This window comes from Phyllobacterium endophyticum (genome assembly GCF_003010935.1).
GTDB classification, from domain to species: domain Bacteria; phylum Pseudomonadota; class Alphaproteobacteria; order Rhizobiales; family Rhizobiaceae; genus Phyllobacterium; species Phyllobacterium endophyticum.
On sequence record NZ_PGGN01000002.1, the window covers coordinates 582,419 to 600,377 of the forward strand.

Annotated in this window: 14 protein-coding genes and 1 pseudogene; 9 read left to right on the plus strand and 6 right to left on the minus strand. The window is 56.8% G+C overall.

Translation table 11 applies throughout. From position 1 onward, the window contains the following. The first annotated feature begins 127 nt into the window (after positions 1-127). From bamA to lpxB, 6 genes are read left to right on the plus strand one after another with little or no spacing between them, the layout of a single operon-like run. Positions 128-2,500, plus strand: a complete 2,373-nt coding sequence (gene bamA, locus CU100_RS10905) for an outer membrane protein assembly factor BamA (protein WP_106716602.1) — start codon at positions 128-130, stop codon at positions 2,498-2,500. A 52-nt stretch (positions 2,501-2,552) separates the two neighbouring features. Continuing rightward, the gene (gene lpxD, locus CU100_RS10910; RefSeq protein WP_106716603.1) at positions 2,553-3,608 is read left to right on the plus strand and encodes a UDP-3-O-(3-hydroxymyristoyl)glucosamine N-acyltransferase; all 1,056 of its coding nucleotides are present in this window, start codon (positions 2,553-2,555) and stop codon (positions 3,606-3,608) included. Further along, positions 3,601-4,086 carry a 3-hydroxyacyl-ACP dehydratase FabZ gene (gene fabZ, locus CU100_RS10915; protein WP_106716604.1) on the plus strand — a complete coding sequence of 162 codons (486 nt, stop codon included), beginning with the start codon at positions 3,601-3,603 and terminating at the stop codon, positions 4,084-4,086. Before lpxD ends, fabZ begins: the two co-directional genes overlap by 8 nt. An 8-nt stretch (positions 4,087-4,094) precedes the next feature. Further along, positions 4,095-4,922, plus strand: a complete 828-nt coding sequence (lpxA, locus tag CU100_RS10920; RefSeq protein ID WP_106716605.1) for an acyl-ACP--UDP-N-acetylglucosamine O-acyltransferase — start codon at positions 4,095-4,097, stop codon at positions 4,920-4,922. After that, positions 4,906-5,802, plus strand: coding sequence for an LpxI family protein (locus tag CU100_RS10925; RefSeq protein ID WP_106716606.1), 897 nt, complete (start codon positions 4,906-4,908; stop codon positions 5,800-5,802). Before lpxA ends, CU100_RS10925 begins: the two co-directional genes overlap by 17 nt. Beyond that, positions 5,799-6,983 (plus strand): lipid-A-disaccharide synthase, encoded by a 1,185-nt coding sequence (gene lpxB, locus CU100_RS10930; RefSeq protein ID WP_106716607.1) that lies wholly within the window; start codon positions 5,799-5,801, stop codon positions 6,981-6,983. Before CU100_RS10925 ends, lpxB begins: the two co-directional genes overlap by 4 nt. Positions 6,984-7,024: 41 nt before the next feature. Here the strand turns inward: lpxB and gltA are convergent, their stop codons facing one another. Further along, on the minus strand, positions 7,025-8,317 hold the full coding sequence (gene gltA, locus CU100_RS10935; RefSeq protein ID WP_106716608.1) for a citrate synthase: 1,293 nt from the start codon (positions 8,315-8,317) through the stop codon (positions 7,025-7,027). Between the two features lie 148 nt (positions 8,318-8,465). Then, positions 8,466-9,890 carry a glutamate--tRNA ligase gene (gene gltX / locus CU100_RS10940; RefSeq protein WP_106716609.1) on the minus strand — a complete coding sequence of 475 codons (1,425 nt, stop codon included), beginning with the start codon at positions 9,888-9,890 and terminating at the stop codon, positions 8,466-8,468. A gap of 327 nt (positions 9,891-10,217) precedes the next feature. Here gltX and CU100_RS10945 point away from each other — a divergent pair. Next, positions 10,218-12,493 (plus strand): annotated as a pseudogene (locus CU100_RS10945) (ComEC/Rec2 family competence protein). 60 nt (positions 12,494-12,553) lie between these two features. Here the strand turns inward: CU100_RS10945 and lexA are convergent. Next, positions 12,554-13,270, minus strand: coding sequence for a transcriptional repressor LexA (lexA, locus tag CU100_RS10950; protein WP_106716610.1), 717 nt, complete (start codon positions 13,268-13,270; stop codon positions 12,554-12,556). A gap of 345 nt (positions 13,271-13,615) precedes the next feature. Here lexA and CU100_RS10955 point away from each other — a divergent pair, with 345 nt between their 5' ends. Together CU100_RS10955 and CU100_RS10960 are read left to right on the plus strand one after the other, a co-directional pair. Continuing rightward, positions 13,616-14,398 carry a ThuA domain-containing protein gene (locus tag CU100_RS10955; protein WP_106716611.1) on the plus strand — a complete coding sequence of 261 codons (783 nt, stop codon included), beginning with the start codon at positions 13,616-13,618 and terminating at the stop codon, positions 14,396-14,398. Then, positions 14,398-15,450 carry a Gfo/Idh/MocA family protein gene (locus tag CU100_RS10960; RefSeq protein ID WP_106716612.1) on the plus strand — a complete coding sequence of 351 codons (1,053 nt, stop codon included), beginning with the start codon at positions 14,398-14,400 and terminating at the stop codon, positions 15,448-15,450. The genes CU100_RS10955 and CU100_RS10960 overlap by 1 nt, the downstream gene beginning before the upstream one ends. Here CU100_RS10960 and CU100_RS10965 read toward each other — a convergent pair. From CU100_RS10965 to trpC, 3 genes are read right to left on the minus strand one after another with little or no spacing between them, the layout of a single operon-like run. Next, positions 15,442-16,650, minus strand: a complete 1,209-nt coding sequence (locus CU100_RS10965) for a molybdopterin molybdotransferase MoeA (RefSeq protein ID WP_106716613.1) — start codon at positions 16,648-16,650, stop codon at positions 15,442-15,444. The genes CU100_RS10960 and CU100_RS10965 overlap by 9 nt on opposite strands. 1 nt (position 16,651) lies before the next feature. Then, positions 16,652-17,146: a cyclic pyranopterin monophosphate synthase MoaC gene (gene moaC / locus CU100_RS10970; protein WP_106716614.1), complete on the minus strand. Its 495-nt coding sequence runs from the start codon at positions 17,144-17,146 to the stop codon at positions 16,652-16,654. Next, complete coding sequence (gene trpC / locus CU100_RS10975; protein WP_106716615.1) at positions 17,143-17,958, minus strand: indole-3-glycerol phosphate synthase TrpC; 816 nt, start codon at positions 17,956-17,958, stop codon at positions 17,143-17,145. The genes moaC and trpC overlap by 4 nt, the downstream gene beginning before the upstream one ends. Position 17,959 lies beyond the last annotated feature (1 nt).

Consider the following 17,959-nt stretch of genomic DNA (forward strand, 5'->3'; position numbering starts at 1 on the left):
TGAAGTAAACAGATTTTAACCGTAAGCCTTGCGTGTATGTAAAAACCGGCTATGACGGTGTGCGAGTGTAAGTGCTTAGTCCGGGATCTCGCCCGGGGACAACGAGAAACGAAGGTTCAGAAGGCCTATGGCGGCAAGTTCAAAATTCGTTGGTGCAGCGTCGGCGCTCGCCATATCAGCGGCTCTGGTGAGTTCCGGTGCAATCGTATCCATGGTAGCCGGTATATCAGCAGCCCATGCAGCAACGGTAAGCCGCATTGAAGTACGTGGTAACACACGCGTGGATGCTCAGACGGTACGCGATAACCTGGGTATCACCCCAGGCAAGCCTTTCTCCAATGCAGATATCGATGCGGCTACAAAGCGCCTGTTCGGCACGGGGCTTTTCAGCGACGTACGTATTAGCCAGTCGGGAGGCGCGCTGATTGTTCAGGTCAATGAACATCAGGTCGTTAACCAGGTTATTTTCCAGGGCAACAAGAAGATCAAGGATCCTGCGCTGCAGAACGCAGTACAGTTGAAGCCGCGCGCTGCTTTCGACCAGGCAACGCTCGATGCCGACGTCGAGGCCGTACGCGCCGCATACCGCAACGTGGGCCGCAGCGACGCGACGGTGAATGGCCGTACGATGGATCTGGGTGAAGGACGCGTCAACGTCGTTTTCGAGATCAACGAAGGCGATCGCACCAAGATCGCCAAGATCAATTTCGTCGGCAACCAGGCTTTCGGCAACCGGCGCCTGAGCGACGTCATCTCGACCAAGAAATCCAATCCGCTTTCCTGGCTTACACGCAATGACGTGTACAGCGAGGATCGTCTGCGCGCCGACGAGGAAGCCCTCCGCCGGTTCTATTATAATCGCGGTTACGCGGATTTCCGCGTCGTTTCCTCGACGGCTGAACTCGATCCCGCAACGAATGATTATACGATCACAATTACGGTGGAAGAAGGCGAGAAGTACAAGTTCGGCGGCGTGCAGATCGAAAGTTCGGTTGAGGGCGTAGATACATCGCAGCTGAACGGTCTCGTCGAGACGCGAGAAGGCGACACATACAACGCCAAGGAAGTCGAAGATTCAATTATCAAGGTCTCCGAGAAGGTTGCCGGCCAGGGATATGCGTTTGCGAAGGTTGAGCCGCGCGGCGACCGTAACTTTGAGAACCACACGATTTCTGTGACATATGCGATCGATCAGGGCCCACGCGCCTATGTCGAGCGCATTGAAATTCGCGGTAACGAGAAGACACGTGACTTCGTTATCCGTCGCGAGTTCGATGTCAGTGAAGGCGACGCTTTCAACCAGGTTCTGATCCAGCGTGCCAAGCGCCGGCTTGAGGCTCTGCAATTCTTCCAGACAGTCAACATTTCAACGGCACCTGGCTCGCAGCCGGACCAGGTTGTCCTGGTCGTGGATGTCATCGAAAAGTCGACCGGTGAGTTCTCCATCGGCGGCGGCTATACGACCGGCGGCGAGAATCCTGGCCCTACTGTTGAAGCCTCGATCACCGAGCGCAACTTCCTTGGTCGCGGCCAATACGTGCGTATCGCTGCTGGTGGCGGTCTCGATAACAACCGCTCGTACTCGCTGTCATTCACCGAGCCATATTTCCTCGGGCAGCGCATTGCGGCCGGTTTCGATATCTACAAGCGCCAGTCCGGCGTGAGCGACAAATACGAAACAGACCTGACTGGCGGCACAATCCGCTTCGGGCTGCCGATTACCGACGACTTGACTGCCGGCGTTGCTTACAATCTCACGCAGGAAGAGTATGAGATTGATGGCGAAGCGTTGAATCCCGATGGCACGCCAGATCTCAGCGAGATATCGCAAGCCTTCTTCGATGCAGCACAAGAGAGTCCCTGGATCAAATCGTCAGTTAGCTGGTCACTGACCTATGACACAATCGACGACAAGAAGAACCCGCACGATGGTATCTATGCAAGGTTCAATCAGGAATATGCCGGTCTTGGCGGTGATGCGAACTTCCTGAAGACCACATTCAGGGGTCAGTACTACAAGACCCTTTCGGATGAGATGGACATCGTGGGTCTGGTTGGTGTCGGCGCCGGCTATATAGCCGGATTTGGTGACGAGGATTTGCGCGTGTTTGACCTCTTCAAGAACAACAGCGAAATGATCCGCGGTTTCAAGTACGCCGGAATCGGTCCTCGGGACTTGAGTGTCAACGATGATGATGGCAGTTTCCTTGGTGGTACGACCTATTTTAGCGGATCGGTCGAAACGCAATTCCCGATGCCAGTAGTTCCAGAGAGCATTGGTATTCGCGGCGCCTTGTTTGCGGACGCGGCTACATTGTATGGAAACGAGTTGCCGGAAGCTGAAGGCTCGACGGAAATGGAATGGCGTGCATCGGTCGGTGCCAGTATCATGTGGGCATCGCCATTCGGTCCATTGCGCTTCGATTATGCTGTGCCGGTCAAGAAGGTTGAAGGCGATCAGGTCCAGAATTTCAACTTCGGCATGTCGAGCAAGTTCTGATAGATTGCTGACCTCCCGGGGGAGCAAGTTTCCCCGGGGGAGAAAGTAGCCGATGGCCGATCCGATTTTTTACGAGCCACTGTTGAACGTGACTATTGGTCAGATCGCAGGTCTGACCAATGGCGTTCTCGTGGACAGCTCGCTGGCAAATCGACCGGTAAAGCGTCTGGCTTCACTCGCGGATGCCGGGCCTGATGCTCTGGTCTTTATCGAGAACAAGAGACATGCAACGGATTTGGGCAGTCTCAAGGCTGCCGGGGTGTTGTGCACCGAAGAAATCAAATCAAGTGTGCCTAAAAAGGTAGCCATCATTGTTACCCGGCACCCCCAGCAGGATTTCGCGGCGATCGGACGGGCGCTATACCCGAATGCTGTCAACGCTCATTTGTGGAGCGGTCAGGAAGGCATTTCGATCCACGCGATCGTCCACCCCTCCGCCGAGATCGAGAATGATGTCACGATAGAGCCCGGTGCCATCATCGGGAGCAACGTGTCGATTGGATCGGGAACGGTGATCGCCGCCAATGTTGTCATCGGCAACGGTTGCAAGCTTGGCCGCGATTGCTATGTCGCCCCGAGTTGCTCGATTCAATACGCATTTCTGGGTAATCGCGTCCTGCTGCATCCGGGTGTAAGAATTGGTCAGGATGGCTTTGGTTATGTTCCAGGCAAGGCAGGGCTCGAAAAGATGCCACAGCTCGGCAGAGTCATAATCCAGGACAATGTCGAAATTGGTGCCAATACGACTGTCGACCGCGGTGCTCTTGCGGATACCATTATCGGCGAGGGCACAAAGATCGATAATCTCGTGCAAATAGCGCACAATGTGCGTATAGGCCGCCATTGTGTCATCGCGGCGCAATGCGGCATTTCCGGAAGTGTCGTCCTTGGCGACATGACGAGGCTGGGTGGAAGCGTTGGAATCAAGGATCACGTCAGTGTTGGCTCACGCGTTGAGATTGCGGCAGCGAGCGGGGTGATGAACGATATACCCGACGGCGAAAGATGGGCCGGAGCGCCCGCGCAGCCGTTCAAGCAGTGGTTTCGCGAGATCGCGAGCGTGCGAGCGATGACGCGGACCAAGAAGGAGAGCGGGTCAGATGAGTGACAATGTGAAAGCGGACAGGCTTGGAGTTGCGGATATCCAGAAACTTCTGGCGAATCTGCCACATCGTTATCCATTTCTGCTGATTGACCGTATCGTCGATATCGACGGCGATGTATCAGCTACCGGTATCAAGAATGTCAGCATCAACGAGCCGCACTTCGCCGGTCATTTTCCCGAACTTCCTATCATGCCCGGCGTGTTGATTATTGAGGCCATGGCACAGACTGCGGGTGCAATCGTTCTCTTTCACAATGGCAGCGGCAAGCCTGGCAAGGTCTTCTTCATGACTATCGACAATGCCAAGTTCCGGAAACCCGTCGTTCCGGGGGACCAATTGAAGCTGCGTGTCACCAAGCTGAAACAACGCGGTAGCATTCACAAATACGCCTGCATCGCCGAGGTTGACGGCGTCAAAGTCGCTGAGGCTGAAGTGGCCGCGATGGTCGGCTTCCCTGACGAAGACGAGACCGGAGCCTGAACCCATCTATGTCTCGCATTCATCAGACCGCCATCATCGAGCAGGGCGCGACAATCGGGGACAGGGTTTCTGTCGGACCGTTTTGCCATATCGGATCCGAAGCCGTAATCGGCGATGACGTTGAACTCCTCAGCCAGGTCGTGGTCATGGGGCCGACCACGCTCGCCAGCGGCTCCAAGGTCTATCCGAACGCCGTACTCGGTGGTGATCCGCAAAATACCAAGCACAAGGGCGGCTACACGACGCTTGTCATTGGCAAGAACTGCGTGATTCGTGAAGGCGTTACCATGCATCGCGGCACGGACGGCAGCCGCGGCATCACCACGATCGGTGACAACTGCATGTTTCTCGCCTATTCCCATGTCGCGCATGACTGCGTCATTGGTGACAATGTGACCTTCTCCAATAATGTAATGATTGGCGGCCATGTCACCATCGGCAACAATGTCATTATCGGCGGCGGCGCGGGCATTCATCAGTTCGTGCGCGTCGGGCACCACGCTTTCATCGGTGGACTTGCTGCGCTGGCAAGCGACCTCGTGCCATACGGCATGGCAATCGGCAATCACGCCTATCTTCATGGATTGAACATCGTCGGCATGAAGCGCTCTGGAATGGCACGTCCGGAAATCCACAATTTGCGGCATGCCGTCCGCATGCTGTTCGACCGGACCAAACCGATCAAGAATCGTGCAGAAGACGTGCGCCTTGCGTTTCCGGATTCACCCGCCGTCACCGATCTGGTCGGTTTCATAACCACTGATACGAAGCGGGCCTATTGCACGCCGCCACTCGATTCCGCCATCGAGATCAGTGACAGTGACGACAACAGCTAATAAGCCGTCATCAATAGACAAGAACCCGCCGATTACGGGAAGGACGGCTATTGTCGCGGGCAATGGTCTGCTTCCTCTGGCGGTCGCTGAAAGTCTGCGCAAGCAAGGTGGAAATCCACTCATCATTGCCATAAAGGGCGAAGCTCAACCGGAGCTTTACGAAGGTGACCACGCGGAAATCTCGATCGTCGAGCTTGGCGGCCTGGTAAAAATTTTGAAGGCCGAGGGCATCTCCAATGTCGTCCTGGCAGGCGGTATCCGTCACCGTCCGGAGTTCCGTGCCGCACTGAGGCCGGGCAACGGCAATTTGATTGCACTCTTGCGTTTCCTGCGCGCCTTCCGCCTGGGTGATGACGGACTGCTGCGTGCCGTGATAGCGACAATCGAGTCATACGGCTTCCGGGTATTGGGCGCGCATGAAATCGTGCCCGATATCGTTGCTCCGGCACCCGGCACGATAACACGCAAGCGCGCCGACGGGGAGAGCATCGCCAACGTGAAAGCGGCGCGGCAAGCCGCAATCATGATCGGATCTCTGGATATCGGCCAGGCAGCTGTTGCTATCGGGAGACGTGTCGTTGCGCTGGAAGGCGTTGAAGGCACCGATGCGATGCTGCAACGCGTGGCAGATTTGCGGCGAGAAAAACGTATCAACCGGAGGGGCGGTGTTCTGGTCAAATGTGCCAAGCCGCAACAGGAAGTTCGCGCCGACCTGCCCGCAATCGGCGTGAGTACTGTGGAGAACGCCGTCAAGGCCGGACTTAAGGGCATTGCCATCGAAGCCCGGCGGACACTTATCCTGGGCTTCAGCGAAACCGTTGCGGCTGCCGACGAGGCAGGATTGTTCATCGAGACGTTTGAACAGGAACCCTCGTCATGAGCGCCGTGACAAAGCCAATGCGCCTTGCCATTGTCACCGGAGAAGAGTCAGGCGATTTGCTCGGTGCCGATCTCGTGCAAGCATTGCGCCGTCACTACGAGGGCGAGGTGTCGCTTAGCGGAGTGGGAGGGGAACACCTTGCCGCCCTTGGGCTCGACAGCCTGTTCGATCAACATGATATCGCATTGGTCGGCCTCAGTGCCATCGTCAAAAATCTGCCGCAACTCGTGCGCCGAATCTCCCTGCTCGCAAAAGCCATTGTTGCTGCAAAGCCTGACTGCCTTGTCATCATCGACAGTCCGGATTTCACCCACCGGGTCGCGCGCAAGGTGAGGGCAGCCAATCCTTCGATCCCGATCATCAACTATATCAGCCCGTCGGTCTGGGCTTGGCGGCCCGAGCGGGCAAAGGCGATGCGCAGCTATATCGATCATGTGCTGACGATCCTGCCGTTCGAAGTTGCTGCACTAGGAGAACTCGGAGGACCACCCGCGACCTATGTCGGACACCGACTGGTTTCATATGCACCGCTCCTGGAGGCGGCGAGGAGAAATCAGGCGCGTGATGCTGGCCTTGGCGATCGCGAAGACAAGAACCTTGTCATACTGCCCGGCTCCCGGCGTTCAGAGATTACCAGCCTCGCGGAGCCATTTGGCGAAACAGTCGATCTTCTGGCAAGCCGTGGCAACCGCATCAACGTCGTTCTGCCCACGCTGCCGAAGGTTGAGCCGCTGGTTCGGCAGCTTACGGCCGGCTGGAAAGTACAACCCAAAATCGTGGTGGGTGAGGCGGAGAGATTAAAGGCGTTTGCCGAGGCCGACGCTGCGCTCGCAGCGTCGGGAACGGTGTCATTGGAGCTGGCGCTTGCCCGCATACCGACTGTACTATCCTACAAGCCCGATTGGCTGGCGCGAACTTTCCTTGCTCCGCGCATCACGATCTGGAGCGCGGCGCTGCCTAATATCATTGCGGACGAGCCGGTCGTTCCCGAATACTTCAACATCTTCGTGCGGGCGGGCTCGCTTGCGCGCCAGATCGAGCAGCTACTGGTGCCGGGTCATCGGCGTAGTGCGCAGCTTGCAAGCTTCGACAAGATTTCGCGCCTTATGCAGACGGACCGGCCGGCAGGCGAGATCGCTGCTGAAAAAGTGCTGGAATTTGCCAGCGAAAATAGACGATGAAAAAAGGCGCCGGAAGGCGCCTTTTTTGTCAGGTCTGCCGACTATTTGCGGTTTTCGACGCTCACATAGTCACGCTGGGTCGCGCCCGTATAAAGCTGGCGTGGACGGCCGATCTTCTGGTGCGGGTCTTCAATCATCTCCTTCCACTGGGCAATCCAGCCGACCGTGCGGGCGACGGCGAACAACACCGTGAACATGGTGGTGGGAAAGCCGAGCGCCTTCAGCGTGATGCCGGAGTAGAAATCCACGTTTGGATAGAGCTTCTTTTCGATGAAATATTCGTCAGTTAGCGCAATACGCTCGAGTTCCATAGCAACATCCAGCAACGGATCGTCCTTGATGCCAAGTTCAGCGAGAACTTCACGCGTCGTCTGCTGCATGATCTTTGCGCGCGGATCGTAGTTCTTGTAGACGCGGTGACCGAAGCCCATCAGGCGGAACGGATCGTTCTTGTCCTTGGCGCGATTGATAAACTCGGGAATGCGATCGACTGTGCCGATCTCACCGAGCATTTGTAGCGCTGCCTCGTTGGCACCGCCATGAGCAGGTCCCCAAAGGCAGGCGATGCCTGCAGCGATACAGGCGAAGGGGTTGGCTCCGGATGAACCAGCAAGGCGCACTGTCGATGTCGAAGCGTTCTGTTCGTGATCCGCGTGCAGGATGAAGATGCGGTCCATCGCGCGCGCAAGAACTGGGTTCGGAACATAATCCTCACAGGGAACAGCAAAGCACATGTGGAGGAAGTTCGTCGCGAAATCGAGATTGTTCTTCGGGTAAACGAAGGGCTGCCCGATATGGTATTTGTAGGCCATCGCAGCAAGCGTCGGGATCTTCGCGATCATGCGGATCGAGGCGACCATACGCTGGTGCGGATCGGAAATGTCGGTCGAGTCGTGATAAAATGCGGATAGGGCGCCAACGCAGCCGACCATGACGGCCATAGGATGAGCATCGCGGCGGAAGCCGCTGAAAAAGCGCGACATCTGCTCGTGCACCATCGTGTGGCGTGTTACGCGGAAGTCGAAGTCAGCCTTCTGGCTCTTTGTCGGGAGTTCACCGTAGAGCAAGAGATAGCAGGCCTCGAGAAAGTCGCCATGTTCGGCCAGTTGTTCAATAGGATAGCCGCGATGCAGCAAGATTCCTTCATCACCATCGATATAGGTGATCTGGGACTCGCATGAGGCCGTGGAAGTAAACCCGGGATCATAGGTGAAGGCACCGGTGTTCTTGTATAATGTCCCAATGTCCACCACATCCGGCCCAATGGTCCCCCGCTTGATGGGCAAGGAGAATTCATGACCATTCAGGTCGATGTTGACGCTGTTTTCAGACATTGCCGTTCCTTTCTTGCTTCGACTTGCGCTGATCCAGCGCAAAAGCATCTACCTCCATCGAGGCCATAATCGTGATCTTGTCAGGCACGCCACCGTACTCGAAAGGCACAATGTTGCAATGCAAAATTGCGCTCAAATGTGTGTGCCCTCAGCCTTTTATCTGATCCTTTATCCGGCCGAGGGATTCTTCCCGCCCCAATACCGCCAGTACATCGAAAACACCCGGGGACGTTGCTTTTCCGGTAAGCGCGGCACGTAACGGTTGCGCGATTTTGCCTAGCTTCAGGCCGGTCTCCTCCGCATATGCCCGCACTGCAGCATCAAGCGGTCCGGGCTCCCATTGCTCGACACTGGCAAGCTGTGGAAGTACACCCGAAAGAATGCTCCGGCCCTCTTCGTTAAGCAAGCCATAAGCTTTCTCATCAAGCGACAGCGGGCGTTGCGCGAAGAGATATTTGGCGCTATCCGCGAGTTCGACCAAAGTCTTCGCTCGTTCCTTCAAGCCCGGCATCGCGGCCAGCAATTGCTTTTTCGTATTGCCATCCAATCGAGACAGCATCTCGGCGCCACCTTCGATTTCCGGAAGGATGTCGACCATGGCTTGGACGAGGCCTGCGTCATCGGACATGCGCATGTAGTGCCCATTGATCGCCTCGAGTTTCTGAAAATCGAAGCGCGCCGCGCCACGGTTGATGTCCGATATCTCGAACCATTGGATCATCTGTTCGTCGGACATAATTTCGTCGTCACCGTGGCTCCAGCCGAGTCGAACCAGATAGTTGCGCAGTGCCGCCGGCAAATAACCCATCGCACGATAGGCTTCCACGCCGAGCGCGCCGTGCCGCTTCGACAATTTGGCACCGTCCGCTCCGTGGATGAGCGGAATGTGACCCATGACAGGCACTTCCCAGCCCATCGCATCATAGATCACCGTCTGGCGTGCCGCATTGGTCAGATGATCATCACCGCGGATAATATGGGTGACGCCCATATCATGATCATCCACGACTACCGCGTGCATATAGGTCGGATTACCGTCCGATCTAAGAATGATGAAATCATCGAGATCCTTGTTGGGAAAGCGAACGTCACCCTGGACCTGATCGCGAACGAGCGTTTCTCCTTCCTGCGGCGCTTTGATGCGGATGACCGGCTTGACACCCTCAGGAGCCTCGCTTGGATCGCGGTCACGCCACCGGCCATCGTAGCGGGGCGGGCGACCTTCAGCCCGGGCTTTCTCCCGCACCTCTTCGAGCTCGGCCTGGGAAGCGTAACAATAATACGCCTTGCCCTTGCTTACGAGCTCTTCCGCAACGGCGCGGTGGCGCGGCGCGCGTTCGTATTGCGACACTGCATCGCCGTCCCATTCGAGACCAAGCCATCTCAAACCATCGAGAATGGCCGTCACGGCGGCTTCTGAAGATCGTTCGCGATCAGTATCCTCGATGCGCAACAGCATCTTGCCACCCGTATGCTTTGCATAAAGCCAGTTGAACAGGGCAGTACGCGCGCCTCCGATATGCAAGTATCCGGTTGGAGAAGGTGCGAAACGGGTGACGACGGAAGATGACATGAGGTCTCCAGCGGAGCGCCCGGCATATTAGCCGAACGTCCAATCGAATTGATCTGGGGTTCATGTAGCATAGCAACGCTGCTGTGCAAGGGCATTGGCAGAACCGGAAGGCAAATGGAAGGTCCTGTCACCAGAACGAAGACAAGAGAAAAACTGCTTTTTTTACGTCCGGACGAAGACGGTCGCGAAATCGCGACTCGGACCGGCAACCAGCATCCAGTCGCGGCGGAGGGGCGTCGGCTTGCCAGGCTTGGTGAACACGGCGGTTTCGTACGCGATAGACTACGCCTCCTTATCTTTGGAGTTCCAACGTCGTTCGCCAGCGAAATGGAACGGGGGACATTGTTTCTGTTTCTGCCGGTTTTTACCGGAATCGGCGCAATCTTGTACTTCAGCACCACGCGCGAGCCGAAATTGAGCGCCTTGCTTTCGGCGCTTACAGTTCTCGCGGGCTGTCATGCTGTGGCTGCTGCCTATCCGCGGCTCAGGCTGTTGTTCGTCATCGGACTGGCTCTCGTTTCCGGTATGATCTTCGGGAAGATCGAAACTCTGCGCGCCGATACGAGAATGCTCGGCTCGGAAGTAACCACACGTGTGACCGGTCGCATCACGGCGATGTCGAAGGACGCCACAGGCGGATGGCGGGTCACCATGGACGTGATCTCGACGCAGCGCCCATCATTGCGCTACGGACCCGATCGGGTCACCGTGTCTGCAAGATCGATGCCACACAATCTGAGGGTTGGCGACGGTCTGGCTGGGCTCGTCCATCTCCGGCCACAATCAGGTCCGGTGCGGCCGGGCAATTATGATTTTGCCTTCAACAATTATTACAAGGGAGTTGGCGCCAGCGGTTTCGTTTTGGGCAAGCTTGAGAAGGTGCCTGTGGCGGCTGATACGGGCTTACTTGCCAAGGCACTTCTTACAGTCGCAAATATCAGGCACCAACTTACCCAGCGCATATTGCGCACCATCAAGGGAGAACCTGGGGATATAGCCGCGTCCCTGATCACGGGGCAGCGAGATGGTATCAGCGACGACACCAACAATGCCTTCCGGTTGAGCGGGTTGTCGCATATCCTATCGATCTCCGGGTTCCACATGGCGCTGGTCGCGGCGACGATCATCGGCTCTCTACGGGCAGTAATGGCGTGCTTTCCGGGTTTTTCGGCGCGATACCCGGTCAAAAAATTCGCCGCAGTTTCTGCGCTGGCCGGCTCCGCTTTCTATCTGCTGCTTTCCGGTTCGGATGTTGCGGCCCAGCGCAGTTTCGTCATGCTGGCTGTCATGCTTCTGGCCATGACGGCCGACCGTGCGGCGATTTCAATGCGTAACCTTGCCATCGCAGCCTGCATCACTATGCCTTCTCGCCGCACGAAATCCTCGGACCAAGCTTCCAGATGTCTTACTCGGCAACCGCCGCGCTGATCGCCTTTTATAGCTGGTGGTCACGCCGCCGGGACGAGCGGACGTTTAAAAAAACCGGCAATTGGGTTCTTGCCCTGCCGGTAAAAGCGATCAACCATCTTGGCGCCATCGCAATGACTTCTATCGTCGCTGGATCGGCAAGTTCCATCTTCGCCGCTTACCATTTCAACAACACCGCGCCATTTGGCCTTGTCGGCAACGCCCTTGCATTGCCAATCGTCTCGATCCTGGTGATGCCATTCGCGGTGCTCGGTCTGCTGGCGATGCCATTCGAAATGGAGTGGCTGCCCTTCAGGGTCATGGGTCAGGGTATCGAGGCCGTCATCGCGATCGCCAAGGCCGTTGCGACATACTCGCCGAGCGGCAATCTCGGGTTGATGCCACAATCGACTCTGGTACTTATGAGCCTTGGGCTGATTCTCCTGCTTTTCCTGTCAACAAGCTTGCGCCTGTGCAGCATACCTGTCCTGACGTCGGCAGCCTTCCTCATGCTCCGCGTGCAAGAGCCTTCGATCATCGTTTCCGAAGACGCGAAACTTGTCGCCCTGCGCACGAACGACAACGGTCTCGCGACCAATCGTGCTGCAGGCAGTGCGTTCAGTCTCAAGAACTGGCAGCAGGGCTATGGTGCCGATCAAGTGATCAAGCCGTCGAACGCGGGATCACCGGTATCGAATGAGACACAGTTCGAGTGTCATGAGAAGCTGTGTACCGCGCGCGAGCCAGGGGGGTTGATCATTACTTATACTGATGATCCCACGCAAATGCTGCGCGCTTGCGGGGCAGGCGACATAGTCGTACTGGCTTTCGCCGATGCCCCGGCAGCATGCGACGACACGAACACGCTGGTAATCAGCAAGCGCGATCTGGCATTATACGGAACCGCTGAGATCAGACTGCAAGACAGCCGCATGGAATCGACCAATACCAGCCCTGAAATTGACCTGCCCCAAGCAGCTCTTGCCGAGGCAAACGCCTCCCGGCTTCGACGGGTCAAGTCCGCGGCACTGATCCATGCCGTCGGATCCCCACACCGGCCATGGAATACCTATCGTGTCTACTCCCGTGCGGCCCGGAACGTCGAAGACTTCAAGCCGCGCAAACGCGTTAATGCCGACAGAAACAAGGCAGCAGCTTGCGACAAGCCGGACGATTGCCAGGGTCGTGACCAGTGATTCCGATCCAGCCCGACAAGCCTTCGATGCGTGAGAGCAAGGACGATGCAGTGTGATGTTCTAGTAGCGCCTTATGAGACCGACCAGTTTTCCCTGTACCCGAACCCGGTCAGGTCCGAATATTCGCGTTTCGTACGCGGGGTTCGCTGCTTCCAGCGCGATCGAGGCTCCCTTGCGACGGAAGCGCTTGAGTGTTGCCTCTTCATCATCGACAAGCGCCACGACGATTTCGCCTGGGTTGGCTGTATCGCCCCGCCTGATGACCACAGTATCGCCGTCGAAGATTCCGGCCTCGATCATGGAATCGCCTTTAACCTCAAGGGCGTAATGTTCGCCGTTGCCAATCATGTCCGGCGGCAGACCGATCGTGTGGGTCTGGTTCTGAATTGCCGAAATCGGCACACCGGCGGCGATGCGCCCCATGACCGGGATACTGATGACGCCAGCAACATCCGGCTGATCGGTCTGCCGCGGCTGTCGCGGCGGAACGGGATTTCGGCCAAGGCTACCCTCGATGACGCTCGGCGAAAATTTTCTCTGCGCGTTGAGACCTGGGGCTATGGAGTCGGGCAAGCGCAGGACTTCCAGCGCCCGTGCCCGGTTCGCGAGCCGACGAATGAAACCGCGCTCCTCTAGAGCCGTGATCAAGCGATGGATGCCGGATTTGGACGCCAGATCCAACGCATCCTTCATCTCGTCGAACGAAGGGGGAATGCCAGTCTCCTTCAGACGCTCATGAATGAAGAGCAGGAGTTCATGTTGTTTGCGCGTAAGCATCGGCGATCCTTTGCGTGGAATCGGAAAAACAAAACCAGAACAAACACTATCTGTTCCATTTGTGTTCTACAAGGATTAATATCTGGTGCATACGCTGGTGGAGGGGCGACGATTAATCGGGAACAAAACAGCGGACAAGAACATCGCTTCGGGCTGAAACTGGCAAGGGCAGCACACGGGCGCGACACGTCTTGAAAATGCCAAGCTCCCCGCCAAGATGCACCCGGCAAATCTACAAGTGAGGGAACTGCTCCAAGTCGCACCCGTTAACAATAACGTACATCGCTTCGATCGGTCGGGTCGCCCCGCCCGATCCCTCCCAATACGATAAACAAGGAAAGACTAATGGCAATTCGCACGCTTATCTGGGGCGAGAACGTCCATGAACAAGTCAACAAGACTGTTGCCGATATCTATCCTGAAGGCATGCACAACCAGATCGCCAGCCTATTGGCACCCGACAAAAATCTGAGCGTCAGAACCACTACTCTCCAGGAACCGGAACATGGTTTGACGGAGAAGACTTTGGAAGAAACCGATGTTCTCCTATGGTGGGGACATCGTGCGCATCGTGACGTTGCAGACGAAATCGTAGAGCGCGTTGCCAAGCATGTTTGGCAAGGCATGGGCTTGATCGTCCTGCATTCGGGACATTTCTCGAAGATATTCAAAATGCTGATGGGATCACCCTGCGCCCTGAACTGGCGTGAAGCGGGTGAGAGGGAGCGTATCTGGGTGGTCAATCCGGGACATCCCATCGCCAAAGGATTGCCTGCATATTTCGAACTCGAAAACGAGGAAATGTATGGGGAGCCGTTCTCCGTGCCGGAACCGCTCGAAACCGTATTCGTATCCTGGTTCCAGGGGGGAGAGGTGTTCCGTTCCGGACTCACCTATCGCAGGGGAGCCGGCAACGTCTTCTACTTCCGTCCCGGGCATGAGACCTACCCAACCTACCACGACGAAACAGTGGGTCTTGTGCTGCGAAACGCGGTGAACTGGGCCTATAATCCGTTGCGCTTTGCGGATATTACGAAAGCACCGAATGTACCGGTGGAAAAGGCGCTGGAACCAATAACTGCACGTGGCGGCAGTCTGCATGAATCCGGTGAGGAAGGCTTGCGTTGATGCGTTTACTCATTCTTGGCACCGGGCATATGGCTAATGCCCACGCCAGAAACTTCATCGAGATCGAAGGGGTTACCCTGGCCGGAGCCGTTGACATCGACAAGGTCAGGGCAGAGGCCTTTCGGGACAAGTACTCGTTCGAGCGGGCCTTCACATCGCTCGAAGATGCACTTGCGTGGGGCGATTTCGATGCCGTCGCCAATGTGACGCCGGACGGTGCGCATCACTCCACGACCATGAAGTGCCTAGCTGCCAATAAGCATGTATTTTGTGAGAAGCCATTGGCGACCAACTATCAAGACGCCATGGAAATGGCGGAGACGGCAGAGACGTCCAACCTGGTGGGAATGGTCAATCTCACCTATCGCAACGTTGCACAATTGCAGACCGCGCGCCTTCTTGTGACCAGCGGTCAGGTGGGGAAAATCCGGCATGTGGAGGCGTCCTACCTCCAGAGCTGGCTCGTGTCGAAGGTCTGGGGCGATTGGCGCACCGAAAGCCAGTGGCTTTGGCGCCTGTCGAAGCAGCATGGATCGAATGGTACGCTCGGGGACGTCGGTGTACACATCCTGGACTTTGTCGTCTTCGCTACGGACACCGAAATTGACGAGGTCTTTTGCCGGCTTAAGGCCTTCGACAAGGCCGATGGCAACCGGATCGGAGAATATCAACTCGACGCCAATGACAGTTTCACCATGACGGTGAGCTTCACCAATGGTGCTCTCGGCGTCGTCCATTCCAGCCGGTGGGCCACCGGGCACGTGAACGAACTGCGCCTGCGGGTCTATGGCGACAAGGGTTCATTCGAGATACAGCACCGGCACGACGGATCGAAACTGTTCATCTGCCTCGGCGACGACATTGAGACCGCCAGCTGGAAGGAGATGGAAGCTGAGCCGGTTCCCACGAACTATCAGCGCTTCGCCGAAGCTGTGGGGCAGGGCCGGACACTAGAGCCCTCATTTCGTCACGCGGCCAAGCTGCAGAGAGCTATTGACCTTGCTACCGTAACCGAGGTCGATCGCCGGGAACATCGCCTTGGATCAGCGTAGCATCATCACGTCGCATGTCGATCCAGCCGTGGCCGCTGCTGCGTGCGGTTCCCGTACGATCAGGCCGTTTGCCTCTGCCAGGAATTTCAACATGGACGAGTCCTGCACAGGAAATGGTGTTGCAACGAGGTGCCCCCCGGGCGCTTTCGTAATGCGGGCACGAACATAATCCTGACGCTGATCATTGGCGCCCATATCTGTTGCAAGCAGCGCGGGGCGAAGATCCTGGACATGGGGCAATCCAAGCATGGCGTGGATTAACGGCATCAAGAATATATGAGCGCAAATCAGGCTTGAAACCGGATTGCCGGGTAGACCCAAAATCTTCATGTCCTGCAACCGCCCAAACATCAGCGGCTTGCCGGGCCGCAGAGCGATCTTCCAAAAATCGAGCTCCATGCCCTTTGCTGCAAGCGCAGGCTTGACGAGATCGTGATCACCGACTGAAGCGCCGCCAAGGGTCACAAGGATATCTGCATTCGCATTCAAGGCCCGATCGAGCGCATCACTCAGAGCATCAAGACGATCCTCGGCAATCCCGATGTCAATCGGGTGGCCTCCGGCCTGACGTATGATCTGTGCCAGACCAAAGCTGTTGGAAGAAATAATCTGATCGGGCCTATACTTTTCACCCGGCATGACCAACTCGTCGCCGGTTGCAAGAATGGCAACGCGTGGCTTCCGGACCACATCGATCGTGGGGTGATCAGCTGCGGCAGCGAGCGCGAGCGCAGCCGGATCCAGAACTCGTTTGGCCCGAAGCAGCAGATCACCTTCGTCGAAGTCGAGACCGGCCTTCCGGATGTTCCTGCCGAATGCAATGGTTTGAGCAATGCTGACCTCGCCGTCTCCGGCAACAGTATTCTCCTGAACAACCACGCTGTCGGCGCCTTCGGGAACAGGGGCGCCTGTGAAAATGCGAACCGCTTCGCCGGCGTTCAAGACACCGGAAAATGCGTGGCCCGCTGCAGATTGCCCAACCAGCCGCAGCGAAACCGGAACGTTCACCACGTCGGCGGCTCTAACAGCGTAACCGTCCATTGCTGAGGCTGCAAAGGGTGGCTGTTGACGTTTTGCAAGCAAATCAGCAGCAAGGACGCGGCCGCCAGCGGTGGCGAGCGGGACCGTTTCGACTTCAGCGGTTTGTGCGCTGGCAATTATGCGCCTTAGTGCCTCGTCAACCGGCAGAAGTCCCGTCATGCTACTTCTCGCTCGCCGCAACCGACCAGTCGCCGGATTTTCCGCCAGTTTTCTGCAAGAGTCGAATGTCCTGAATTATCATTCCCTTGTCGGCAGCCTTCGCCATGTCGTAGATGGTCAGGCACGCGACGGAGACTGCGGTGAGCGCTTCCATCTCAACACCGGTTTTGCCGGTCAGTTTTACGGTTGCCACCACGTGCAGCCCCGGCAGTGCCTCATTGGCTTCTATATCGATCGAAATCTTGCTCAGCAGGAGAGGATGACAAAGCGGAATAAGATCATGGGTCTTTTTCGCTGCCATGATGCCGGCAATCCGCGCAGTTCCAATGACGTCACCCTTGGCAGCATCGCCAGCTTTGATGAGGGCCAGCGTTTCGGGGCGCATTCTTACTGAGCCTTCAGCCACTGCGACCCGGTCCGTTTCAGCTTTGCCACCGACGTCGACCATGTGGGCAGCGCCGGTCTCGTCAAGGTGCGTAAGCTTTGATCTTGTCATGCCGCGTCAGTCTGGTTTTCTTCGCCTTGCAACAGGGTTTTGGTCGCCGTCGCAACGTCGTCCTGGCGCATGAGGCTTTCGCCTACAAGGAATGTGCCGATGTTGCATTTGGCAAGCCTGTGGCAATCGGCATTGGTGAAAACACCGCTCTCACTGACGAGAAGTTTGGAGGAGGGCACCATTCTCGCCAGTCGTTCTGAAACGGCAAGATCCACGCTGAAAGTACGCAGATCACGATTGTTGATGCCCAGCAACGGCGAATTCAGCTTCAATGAGCGCTCGAGCTCTGCCTCATCGTGCACTTCGACAAGCACGTCCATGCCGGTCTCGAGCGCTGCCTCTTCAAGCGCTTTCGCCGCATCATCGGTCACGCTCGCCATGATGATCAGAATGCAATCGGCGCCCCAACTACGCGCTTCATAGACCTGATAGGTGTCGAACAGAAAATCCTTGCGCAAGGCGGGCAGCCTTGTCGCGGCCCGCGCAGCTTTCAGATATTCCGGAGCGCCCTGAAAAGACGGCGTATCGGTAAGCACGGAAAGGCATGCCGCGCCGCCTGTCTCATAGGCCTTTGCCAATGATGGAGGATCAAAATCCGGTCGTATCAGGCCTTTCGATGGGCTAGCCTTCTTGATTTCGGCGATAAGAGCAAATTGTCCAGCAGCACGCTTGTCCTGCAAGGCGGAAACGAATCCTCGTGGTGGCTCCTGATCCAGTGCTTGTGCCTTCAGCTCATCAAGTCGAACACGCGCCTTCGCTGCAGCAATTTCCTCGCGCTTGTAGGACTCGATCTTGCGAAGGATATCAACCATG